This window comes from Candidatus Korarchaeota archaeon NZ13-K (assembly GCA_003344655.1).
In the GTDB taxonomy this organism is placed as follows: domain Archaea; phylum Korarchaeota; class Korarchaeia; order Korarchaeales; family Korarchaeaceae; genus Korarchaeum.
In genome coordinates this window covers 1-10,888 of the sequence record MAIU01000032.1, presented here as the reverse complement: position 1 = coordinate 10,888, position 10,888 = coordinate 1, and the positions used below count along the sequence as shown (strand labels likewise).

Sequence of the window (10,888 nt, the reverse complement as noted above, 5' to 3'; positions counted from 1 at the left end):
CCTCCTGCCGGACATGGTCGGGCAGGAGGGGCATCTACGTGACCCTTGATGAGATCTTGGACGAGGCCAGGAGGAAGGTGGAGGAAATCCTCAGGGAGAGGGGGATGGGAGAGGAGGAAGTCAGGGAGATATCTGAGAAGGTGGCCTTGGGGGCGGTCAAGTACGCTCTCATAAGCGTGTCCCCGAGTAAGGTGGTGCAGTTCAGGTGGGAGCGCGTCCTGGACTTCGAGGAGAACAGCGGGCCTTTCATACAGTACGCTTACACCAGGGCGGCCGGAATACTGAGGAAGGCAGGAGGAGTGCCCGAGGAGTACGATCCGGAGGAGCTGAAGAGTGAGATGGAGCTATCGCTGGTCCAGATGATATCGGAGTTTCCTGAGAGGGTCTGGAGCTCCTATCAACTGATGAGGCCCGATATCATGGCCCTTTACGCAAACGACCTGGCATCCCTCTTCAACAGGTTCTACGAGACCCACCCGGTGATCGGCGCGGTGAGGGCCGCGGAGAGGGAGGCCAGGCTCAACCTGGTGGGGGCCGTGAGGGGGGTGCTGGGTCTCTCAATGGACCTGATCGGCATACCCAGGCTTGAGAGAATGTGAGAAGGCGCAGATGTCATTGAGGGGGCACTCCCCGCACCTCGGGTTCCTGGGCCTGCATGTGGTCCTTCCCAGCTTTATCAGCAATAAATGAGCCTTTAGATAGTCTCTTTCATCAAAAATTCGCATAAGAGCTCTCCTTATGCTCTCATAATCCTCCCTGTCTGATAATCCCAGCCTGAGGGAGACCCTGGCCACGTGCCTGTCCACGGCTATCGAGCCCCTCCCCATCACGCTGAGCAGGACGTCAGCTGTCTTCGGTCCTATCCCGGGTATGCTGATGAGCTTCCTCCTCGCCTCCTCGGGATCCTCCTCTTTAAGGACCTCCTGGAGCGAATTGCCCCTGAGCTCCTCAGCTATCCGCTTGAGGTACCTGGCCTTCTGCCTCTGAAGGCCAGCTGGTCTTATGAGGGCCTCCAGCTCCTCCATCCCCAGCTCCAGTATCCTCTCAGGGGTTACTTCGCCGAGCCTCTCCCTGAGATCCCTGAGGACCCTCAGGGTGTTCCTGTCGTTCGTGTTCTGGGATATAACGGTGATCACCAGAGCCTCGAACGGGTTCCCCGTCTTGAAGGAGAGGAGTGAGGCGTACTCATCTTCCCTTAGGTCGAATCTCTCGGAAAGCCTCCTGATTATCTCATCCCCTATCCTCAAGTGGACTCCTCCTTGAGCTTAGCGACGAACCTCTCCTTATTCACAACATACCTCTCATGCACCCCCTCCCCTAGGAGCCTCTCCCCCCAGTGAGCCGAGACCGCGAACTCCAACCTCCTCCCCTCGACGCCTATGAGCTCGGTCACCACGGTCACCGTGGCGCCAGCGGGGGCGGGCGCCTTGTGCTCGACGCAGACCTTAGTGCCGACCGTGGTGCTCCCCTCATCTAGATAAGGCTGGACCAGCCTCATCGAGGCAAGTTCCATCATCGCTATCATCCCTGGCGTGGAGAGCACTGAGACGCCGAGATGCCCCGTGGAGAACCTCTCCTCGACCTTGAACTCGAATGTACCCCTGAGTCCCCGTTCCAGCCCCATCGCGCTATCACCTCGCGGAGATGGCTTCTAGCTACTTAAAGATGAGGCGGGGTTCCTCGGGGAAGAGGACTGAGCGCGATCGAAGCGGGAAATTGGGAAAAGCCTACGAGCATCCGGAGGCCCTTTCTAAGAGCAACCGAATGAAGGATTGCATTCTCCGCATCATCTGATCCAGAGGGGTCAGCTCAGCCATCCCGAAGGGCAGCGGGCTCAGGTCAGCCTGAGGGAGAGGTCCCTGTAGAAGCTAAGCAGGCGATCCCTCCCGATTATCTCACTATCATAGTAACTCAGCAGCTTGACGGAGCCGAACTCCCTCAGGAAGGAGCTGACCGCATCATCTTGGTTCCTCCTCAGCATCGGGAGCTCCTCGCAATGGGCTCGCATGTACTTATTCACTATGACTCCCCTGACACGGATCCCGAAGCGGAGGAGCTCATCCCTGATCCTCTTAGACACCTCATAGGACATCCTCTCAGGGGTCGCCACTATGTAGGCGGAGTGATCTTCGCTAGCTAGCATCTCAAATATCTCACCGGCCAGTTCCCTCCAGCTCTCTATCAACTTCAGCGGATTTCCCTCCTTACTCCTGATCCTGTCCAAGAACCCTTTTAGCCTCAAGTACATCTTTATCGCCTCTCCCATGTGATCATAGACCTCCTTCTCTATCCTGAGAAGCCTCAGGCTGCTGCTGGATGCCGGGGTGTCCCAAACGATGACATCGTAATTCCCCTCCCTGTGAATCTCGTAAAGTATGTAGAGGATGAACTGCTCAGCTATTCCGGGGGCCCCAGCCACGTAATCTATGAAGTCCTCCTCCACGGGCAGGAATGATGAGATGACGTCGTAGACCTCCCTACCGAACCTGAGTTTCCACCTTTCTATGACCGCCCTCTCGTCCAGCTCGAGGGCGAACAGGTTGGAGTACCCCTCGACCCTCGTGGGGGAGCTACCCAGTTCGGCCATCAGCACGCTGGACAGGGTGGGGGTCATGTCCGTCGTCAGCAGGAGCACCCTCATCCCCTCCATCTCCGAGAGCCCGGCAGCCAGGGCGGCGGAGCATGTGGTCTTCCCCACGCCTCCCTTCCCCCAGAAGCTCACCAGTCTCATCGGGACCACCCGCCATCATGTTAATGACTTTAACGGCAATATTAAGCTTGCCTTCTCCCGAATCTCACCGAAGATTAATGATTTTATAACCCGAAGATCATGACAATCCTATTTAGGATAGTCCCGATGCAGCTTTGTGATCATTCGCCATCGTGAGGCATGGTTATATTGAATGGGGCCGAGCTCGCTCGGGGATCGCATGAAGGTGGCCCTCATCTTGGCGGGGGGCTTCGGAACTAGACTGTGGCCGCTCAGCAGGAAGGACTTCCCTAAACAGTTCGCGAAGATAATGAGCGATATCTCAACCTATCAGCAGTCCCTGAGGAGAGCCAGGCTCATGGCGGACAGGATAGTCGTGGTGACCTCCGGCATCTACAAATACCTAGCCATAGGCCAGGCCGAGGAGATAGGCGTGGACCTTGAGGAGGAGGACATCATACTGGAGCCCGAGAGGAGGAACACGGCCCCAGCAATCTACTACAGCCTGATGAGGATAAGCGAGAGGTATGGCCCCGACACAATAACACTCCTCCTTCCTTCGGATCACGTGATATTGAACGACTCGGAGCTATTGAGGGCCTACTCCAGAGCCCTGGCAGCCGCGAGCGAGAGGGCAGTGCTGATAACGGTCCCCCCGTCCAAGCCGGAGCCGGGCTTGGGCTACGTCAAGCTTGGGGGTGAGCTCTCGGAGGGAGTCAGGGAGGTCAAGGAGTTCAGGGAGAAGCCCGGGTTGGATGAAGCGATTAGAATGCTTGATGAAGGGAATTGGGCTTGGAACACACTGATAATGGTTTTCAGGACATCTCTGATGATGGAACTTATGGAGAGCACACTTCCAGGAGTGACGGACCCGCTCAGGAAATTCGGAGACATTGAGGAGGCCTACAGGTATGTTCAGAGCATAGACGTGAGCTCCGGTACCCTCTCCAGGGTCCCCGACAGGCTCGCTGCAATCCTATCGGAGGGACTCGGATGGAGCGATCTGGGCAGCTTCGAGTCCGTTTACGAGCTCCTTCAGAAGGACGCAGACGGCAACGCCAGGAGCGGGAGGGTCAGGTACTCCAACGCCAGGAACAACCTGATAATCTCGAAGAGGCTGGTCGCCCTAGTTGATGTGAGCGATATGATAGTTGTTGACGATGAGGACGCCATCCTGGTCATGCCCAAGGGCAGCGGGCAGAACCTGAAGGAGCTAGTCGAGGGAATGCTTCGGGACGGGCTTCCTGAGGTGATGGAGCACAGGGTGAGGTACGAGAGCTGGGGGACTAAAACCATCCTGCTGACCGGCGATAGCTACGAGGTCAACAGGCTGAAGCTGTATCCAGGGAGATCCCTGGGGCCGAAGAGGCACTTCCACAGGTCCATATACTGGCAGGTGCTGAGTGGCACGGCCAAGGTCGTGGTCGATGGGGATGAGAGGATACTCTCCAGGGGGGAGGGTCTGAGGATACCGCTGGGCGCGCCGCACAAGGTGGTTAACGTCGGGAGGATACCGCTGGAGCTGATAGAGATATCAACTGGGGAGTACCTGGGCTCAGACGATGTCGAATTCTTGGACGATGGTCCTGATGTCTCCAAATGATCGTCAAGCCAGCGATGCCGTTGAGCCGGCCGCTCCGATGCGACCCGCATGAGATGGTGGAGGGAACATCATGGAAGGTTCACCAAGGTGAGAAAGCTCTCTAAGGTGTGGGAGAAGCTTCAATTGTTTGAGTGAGGATGATGAAATCCCTCAAAGGCTCGCTCAAAAATCGTCCCCAACCCAGGTATCCCCAATGGCATCATGGGACGCGCTCCGCCGGTATCATAAACATTTATAATCATGTCCTGTCGCTTCCAGCAGGAATGAGGCCGGATTCGGGCATGAGAAGCGTCAAAGAGATACTCCTGGAGATGAAAAATGCCTCAGAATTCGCCCTGAGCCTCGCCTACGCATCCCTCATGTATAATGATGAGGAACTGGCCAATGAGGTGTTCTTTGTCGAGGCGGAACTTGACTCCCTATCCCATGAACTCTTCAAGATAGCCCTCATGTCCGGGGCCTCCAAGAGGGAGGTCGATGCGCTGGCGGGCCTGCTGGACATAGGCGTTGCGGTGAATGAGGTTTCAGATGCAATGGCCGATCTGGCCAGGCTCGTCATCAAGAGATTTCCAATGCATCCAGTGCTCAGCTGGATGCTCTATAAGGCCGACGAGGTGATAGGGCTCATCAGGGTGGGGGAGGGATCCTCGCTCATCTCGATGAGCGGTGAGCTGATAGGGGATCCTGTTAACTTGGCTGGCTGCGAGGTCCTGGCACTGAAGAGGGATGGCAGGTGGATTTACCAAATCCCGGAGAAGCTTGAGATAGAGGAGGGCGATCTGCTGCTCGTTGAGGGTCCAGCAGAGAGTCTGGAGAACCTGAGGACGCTCGCCTCCGGATACGAGGGCAGGGATCACACGCCCAAGGTGCCCCTCGAGAGGATGAGCGATGACATGAGGAGATTGGCTGAGGTGCTGAGCAGCATGAGGAACCTATCGGAGCTCTCCCTCTACCTCTCATACGCTTCAATATTTTACAACAACCTCGAGATGGTTCTGGAGGTCAAGAGGCTTGAGGAGGAGCTGGACGAGCTGGAGGACAGGGTTTACGAGATAGTCTTCTCCTCAACGGATATATTCGGGGATCCGAGGGAGGTGATCCCGATAGTGAGGGTGGCCTCCTCCTCGGAGAGGGTGGGGGATGCGGCCTACTCCATAGCTTCCATAGTGGAGAGGGGCATAGCCAGGCACCCGGTCCTCGAGCTCATCGTCGAGGAGAGCGAGGACACGATCAGGAGGGCTGTGCTGGAGGAGGGGAGCAGGGCCGTTGGGAGGAGGATAAGGGATCTGAATCTGGAGGAGAGCACTGGTGTTTGGATTTTAGCGATAAAGAGGGGATTGAGGTGGATATATGACCCAAAGGACAGCGAGCTGCTCATGGAGGGGGATCAGCTCATCCTGGTGGGGAATGAGAGGGGGATGGATGACGCCATCGAGATCCTCGGCGGCAAGTTCGTTGAGTGATCACCTCCTCAGGGCCTCTATCAACCTCGGCACGAACTCGTAGAGGTCCGCTACCACGAAGTAATCGCTCACCTCACCGATTGGAGCCTCAGCATCCGTGTTGACGGCAACTACAGTTTCGGCATCCCTGAATCCGACCACATGCTGTATCTGCCCCGATATGCCGAGGGCCAGGTAGAGCCTGGGCCTGACCCTCACGCCCGTCATGCCCACGTGCCTCTCCTCGGGCAGCCACTTGAGGTCAGCCGATATAGGTCTAGTGCATGCTATCTCGGCTCTCAGAAGGCTGGCAAGCTCCCTTATCATCTCAAGGTCCTCCTTCCTCCTCAATCCCCTCCCGACGGAGACTATGACCTCCGCCTTCGAGAGGTCGACCTCAGAGGCTTTCTCCCTCCTCTCCAAAACCCTCACCCTCTGCTCGCAGGCCGGTTCCAGCTCCTCCCTGCTCTTGGGACTGCCCATGGATGGCTCGAACCCGCTGAGGTCGAAGCTCAGGACGGATGGTAGGCTGGCGGATAGGAGCTCTATGCCCCTGCCCCCGAAGCAGAGCCTCGAGGCCCGGACTCTGCCATCCTCTAGGCTCGCCTGGGTCACCCCAGAGATGTAGGGGATCCCAAGCCTGACCGAGAGCCTGGGGGCTATCTCCCTCATATCCCTGGTCGATGGGAGGGCCACTAAGTCGAACCCCTTAGCCCTCTCCGAGGCCAATTCGACCCAGCAATCGTTCGTGAGGGATCCCCTCAGTATGAGGAGCTTGTCCACACTCGCGGGTGACTCCCCATTTGTTAAGGCCTCCATGTAGCTGGGGTTCAGGCCGGAGACCGAGGAGATCAGCTTGGGTAAGTTGGAGGAATCGGATACAAGGAGAATCCTCATGGGACCACCCCCTTCTCCTCCAGAACTCTCAAGATCTCATTTAGAGCCGCCTCAATGTCTCCCTCTATCCTCCTCCTCATCCTCTCCTTGACGTAGGCCTTGACCTCAGATATTATCAGCTCCGGTGCAGCTATATCGAGCTCCTCGGAGCTTATCACGATCTTCTCCCTCTTTCCGGCTTTCATTATCTGCAGAACGCTTGGAATCCTTGGCTCGTTTATCTCGGAAGTGACCGAGACCACCGCCGGGAGGCTCACTTCAACGACCTCATAGCCCGTCTCCAGGAGCCTCTCCGCTCTCAAGGTGGTTCCGTTGACCTCAAGCCTTCCAACGAATGTTATGACCGGAATTGAAAGGTACTCAGCGAGCATGGGAGCGAAAGCGCAGCTGTACTGGTCTGAGGAACCCTCCCCGCATAGGATCAGGTCATAGCTGATTTCCTTCCCCTTGAGGACCTCCGCGACGGCCTTAGCGGTCTTGGCGGGGTTGTGCCCGCTTAACCCCCTCACCACGATGGCCCTATCCACCCCCATGGCTATGGCCTCGTTGAGCACGGCTTCATCATAGGGACCGGTCACCACGGTGACGGCGGTGACCCTACCTCCAGCTCTCTCCTTGATCCTCACTGCCTCCTCCAATGCGTTCTTATCTATGTCACTCAGCTTGACGGGCGCCCTTTCTAGTAAAAGTTTGTCACCCTCAACCGGTATCTGGGTCTCATCGTACACGAGCTTGAGGCAGACGACGACATCCAACCCCGCACACCCGGCGACGTATGCGTCATATTTTTTAATCTTTTGGGTCCGGAGCCGCGCCCTCCCGGGCGGGCTGATCGCCCAAGATCCTCCAAAGCTCATCCAAGACGGGATCGGAAGCGTCCTCCTCCCTTCCATCTCTCCTGAGGACGATCATTCCCTCCCTCCTATCGATCAGCTCGCCTATGATGCTGGCCCTCACTCCTGCGCGCTCAATGGCCGAGACCAGCTCCTCGGCCTTGCTCCTTTCTACGGCTATTAGGAGGCTTCCCGAGCTTATCAACCTGAGGGGATCCAGGCTCAGGGCCCTACACACCTCCCTCGTCTCCTCCCTGATGGGGATCCTATCCTCGTACACCCTGAAACCGAGCCCCGAGGCAAATGCCATCTCTTGGACGCCTCCTAAGATGCCGCCCTCCGTGGGATCGTGCATCGAGTGAACTCCGTTGAAACTGGCAGCTATCATGGATTCCTCCAGAACGCTTATCTCCTCTATGAACCTGCTGGCCCTCCTCAGAACCTCCCGGCTCAGACCCTCGGAGGTCAATCTTTCGCTGAGCTCGCTGGAAAGTATTGCTGTGCCCTCCAAAGCGCACTCCTTCGTCATCACTATGAGATCTCCTTTTCTAGCATCTCCGGTCCTCAGAACCCTCTTACCGACCCCCATGGCTGTCGTGACCACTATGTTGAAGCCGAGCTTCGGCGTCACCTCCGTGTGACCACCTATGACGGTAGCCCCTATCCTGCCGGCGGCCTCTCCGACCTGGTCGACCAGGCCCAGTATCTCGCTCTCATCAGCCCCCTCCCTGAAGAGGAAAACCGGGAGGAGCCAAAGGGGTCTCACGCCCCTGGTTGCTATGTCGTTTGAGGCCACGTAGACGGAGAGCCACCCCGCGAGCTTTCCCCCACCGGTGACTGGATCGGAGTGCACGGCCAGGAGCTCATCACCAAGCTTGATTATCGCGGCGTCCTCCCCTATGGCCGGTCCCAGGATCACGCGCTCGTCCTTCGATGGTAGGGGGAGCCTGGAGAAGACCTCCTCCTTGAGGAACTCGGGGGGAAGCTTTCCCCTCAGCTTGTTGATCATCCCTCAGAGCACCCTCCTCACCACCGGGGTTAGGATATAAGCGAAGACCACCCCGGAGACCGCTTGGAAGCTGTTCCCGGGGACCTCAGCCAGCGCCCCCCCGAGCCCGTAGAGCAAGACCTCGACTAGGAAGTAGCCGAGAACCATCTCGGCGCCAGCGAGTATCAGTATGAGCAGCTTGAGGAGCCCTCTCCTTTCCCTCGACAGACCCGCTATGTAACCCTCGATCCCCTTTATCACCAAGGTGAAGGGAGCCCAGTGGCCGTAGCCTGAGAGCAGATCGGCCAGGGCCGAGCCAACGCCCCCTGCGATGGAGCCAGCCAGCGATCCGAAGAGGGAGCCTGCGAGCATGACCATGGTGTCCCCCAGGTTGATGTAGCCCTTAGTGGCCGGGGTGGGTATCTGCACTATCATGGTGGCTACGGTCGTCAGAGCGGCCATAACGCCTACTATCGCTACGAACTTGCTCGAACTCTCCCTGGGCATGCGAATCCCCGCGATTGGAGGGGTTAGCTCAAGTAAAGCTTTGTTGAACGTTGAGCTTCTGATTAAGGAAATCCTTAAATATCTATAAAAGGGAATTTAATCGGATGGTAAATGAGAGCTGAGGACTTGATAGAGGCGCTGGCGACAGAGACCAGGAGGAGGATGCTGAGGCTGCTGGCCACAGGACCCCTAACTCTCAGCGAGTTATCTGAGAGGCTCGGGATATCCCAGCCAGCCGTCCTGAAGCACATAAGGGAGCTCGAGTCCTCCGGCATAATAGAGCCCGTCGAGATCAGGGATCAATCAGGCAGGCTCAGGAGGTGCTACAGGATATCGAGGCCCATCAGGCTCGTGATGAGCATAGATGGTGACTCCGTTAGGATCTACCTGAGGGAGGCCAAGCCCCTCGGCGAGGTTCCGAGGGGACTGGAGGAGAGGATCCTCAGGCTGAAGGAGGAGATCAGTGAACTTGAGGAAATTGATTCCTTTGGGAAAATAATTTATAAATATGTGGATATAATGAAAGAGGTGGATAGCATATTGAGCGATATTGAGGAGCTGGAGTCGCAGCTCGTGTGGCTGAGGCACGAGCTGATCAGGTCCCTCAAGAGGTTCACAAGCAGGTTAAGTTAAATTTATATATAAGTTATCCTATAGGATAACCGGTGAGAGCATGTGGTGGGAGAGGTACTGGAGGAGGTTCCTGAGGGACATGGAGAGGGACTTCGAGGAGCTTGAGAGGATGATGGACCGCATGTTCAAGGCGTTCGAGGGAGAGATGGAGGTGAGGGGGCCCTACGTCTACGGCTTCAGCATAACGATAGGGCCTGACGGGAAGCCAGTGGTGAGGAGGTTCGGGAACGTCAAGCCACCCGTCGTCGAGGAGGCCGGCTACCGGGAGCCATTTGTTGACGTTATCCTGGACAACAAGGCGAACGAGGTCAGGGTGATAGCCGAGATACCCGGGGTCACCAAGGACAAGATAGAAGTCGAGGCCACGGAGAAGATCGTGAGGATAAGGGCCGAGAACGGTGACAGGAAGTACAGGACTCAGGTGGATCTCCCGGTGGAGGTGGATCCGAGGAGCGCGAGAGCTAAGTACAACAACGGGATACTCGAGATAACGCTCACTCCCAAGCAGCCCATCAAGGAGGAGGGAACCAAGGTAAAGATAGAGTAACCCCAAATCCCTCTCTTTTTGGGAGGTGATCGGATGTCTCAAAGGAATAAGGAACATGAGACTCTCGTGGTAGCCGAGGCCCATCCCAAGGACGTGGGCAGGGGGATAGCGAGGCTTGATCCCAGGATCATGGAGTCCCTGGGGATAAGCACGGGAGACGTCATACTGATAGAGGGCTCCAAAGTGACGGCAGCGAGGGCCTGGCCGGCTCACCCATCCGACTACGGTAAGGGGATAATAAGGATAGATGGACAGATCAGAAGGAACGCGGGCGTGGCGATAGATGATACGGTGAGGGTGAGGAAAGCGGCAGCCAAGCCCGCCAAGAAGGTGGTGTTCTCACCCACGGAACCGATACAGCTGCTGGGAGGGGAGCAGTACCTCAAAAGGATTCTGGAGGGCAGACCTCTCGTTAGGGGGGACAGGGTGACGATAAACGTCTTCGGTAACATGATAGATCTCGTGGTGACAGCCGTTAACCCCGTGGCGGAGGCTGTGGTGGTTGAGGGCGATACAGAGATAGAGATAAGTGAGAAGCCCGTCACGGAGGAGAGGAAGGTTCCCAGGGTCACCTATGAGGACATAGGAGGACTGAAGGATGCGATACAGAGGATAAGGGAGATGGTGGAGCTCCCACTGAGGCACCCTGAGCTGTTCAGGCACCTGGGCATAGATCCACCGAAGGGAGTCCTCCTCTACGGCCCTCCCGGAACAGGGAAGACCCTGCT

General features: G+C 57.1%; 13 protein-coding genes. 6 read left to right on the top strand and 7 right to left on the bottom strand.

All coding sequences use genetic code 11. From position 1 onward, the window contains the following. Positions 1–38: 38 nt before the first annotated feature. Positions 39–599: a hypothetical protein gene (locus tag BA066_04650; protein ID RDD53407.1), complete on the top strand. Its 561-nt coding sequence runs from the start codon at positions 39–41 to the stop codon at positions 597–599. Here the strand turns inward: BA066_04650 and BA066_04645 are convergent. The 3 genes from BA066_04645 to BA066_04635 all read right to left on the bottom strand — a co-directional run bounded on the left by BA066_04645 (position 558) and on the right by BA066_04635 (position 2,740). Then, complete coding sequence (locus tag BA066_04645; GenBank protein RDD53406.1) at positions 558–1,247, bottom strand: endonuclease III; 690 nt, start codon at positions 1,245–1,247, stop codon at positions 558–560. The two genes, BA066_04650 and BA066_04645, sit on opposite strands and share 42 nt — an antisense overlap. Further along, entirely contained in the window at positions 1,244–1,624 is a 381-nt protein-coding gene (locus BA066_04640) for a thioesterase (GenBank protein RDD53405.1), read from the bottom strand. The genes BA066_04645 and BA066_04640 overlap by 4 nt, the downstream gene beginning before the upstream one ends. A 210-nt stretch (positions 1,625–1,834) precedes the next feature. Then, positions 1,835–2,740 (bottom strand): ArsA family ATPase, encoded by a 906-nt coding sequence (locus BA066_04635; protein RDD53404.1) that lies wholly within the window; start codon positions 2,738–2,740, stop codon positions 1,835–1,837. A gap of 163 nt (positions 2,741–2,903) precedes the next feature. Here BA066_04635 and BA066_04630 point away from each other — a divergent pair, with 163 nt between their 5' ends. Further along, positions 2,904–4,313 (top strand): cupin domain-containing protein, encoded by a 1,410-nt coding sequence (locus BA066_04630; protein RDD53403.1) that lies wholly within the window; start codon positions 2,904–2,906, stop codon positions 4,311–4,313. Between the two features lie 131 nt (positions 4,314–4,444). Beyond that, on the top strand, positions 4,445–5,776 hold the full coding sequence (locus BA066_04625; protein ID RDD53402.1) for a hypothetical protein: 1,332 nt from the start codon (positions 4,445–4,447) through the stop codon (positions 5,774–5,776). Here the strand turns inward: BA066_04625 and BA066_04620 are convergent, their stop codons facing one another. Genes BA066_04620 through BA066_04605 form a run of 4 tightly spaced genes read right to left on the bottom strand, consistent with a single transcriptional unit; the run spans position 5,777 to position 8,980 of the window. Continuing rightward, entirely contained in the window at positions 5,777–6,652 is an 876-nt protein-coding gene (locus tag BA066_04620; protein ID RDD53401.1) for an electron transfer flavoprotein subunit alpha/FixB family protein, read from the bottom strand. Next, positions 6,649–7,545 (bottom strand): electron transfer flavoprotein beta subunit/FixA family protein, encoded by an 897-nt coding sequence (locus BA066_04615; GenBank protein RDD53400.1) that lies wholly within the window; start codon positions 7,543–7,545, stop codon positions 6,649–6,651. Before BA066_04615 ends, BA066_04620 begins: the two co-directional genes overlap by 4 nt. Next, positions 7,442–8,494 carry an AIR synthase gene (locus BA066_04610; GenBank protein RDD53399.1) on the bottom strand — a complete coding sequence of 351 codons (1,053 nt, stop codon included), beginning with the start codon at positions 8,492–8,494 and terminating at the stop codon, positions 7,442–7,444. Before BA066_04610 ends, BA066_04615 begins: the two co-directional genes overlap by 104 nt. A 3-nt stretch (positions 8,495–8,497) precedes the next feature. Next, the gene (locus BA066_04605) at positions 8,498–8,980 is read right to left on the bottom strand and encodes an ECF transporter S component (protein RDD53398.1); all 483 of its coding nucleotides are present in this window, start codon (positions 8,978–8,980) and stop codon (positions 8,498–8,500) included. A gap of 111 nt (positions 8,981–9,091) precedes the next feature. Between BA066_04605 and BA066_04600 the strand changes: the two genes are divergently transcribed. From BA066_04600 to BA066_04590, 3 genes are all read left to right on the top strand, one after another. Beyond that, positions 9,092–9,613 carry an ArsR family transcriptional regulator gene (locus tag BA066_04600; protein ID RDD53397.1) on the top strand — a complete coding sequence of 174 codons (522 nt, stop codon included), beginning with the start codon at positions 9,092–9,094 and terminating at the stop codon, positions 9,611–9,613. A 79-nt stretch (positions 9,614–9,692) separates the two neighbouring features. Beyond that, positions 9,693–10,160, top strand: a complete 468-nt coding sequence (locus tag BA066_04595) for an Hsp20/alpha crystallin family protein (GenBank protein RDD53408.1) — start codon at positions 9,693–9,695, stop codon at positions 10,158–10,160. A gap of 33 nt (positions 10,161–10,193) precedes the next feature. After that, positions 10,194–10,888 (top strand): AAA family ATPase (locus BA066_04590; protein ID RDD53396.1); only part of this gene is annotated, 695 nt, incomplete at its 3' end.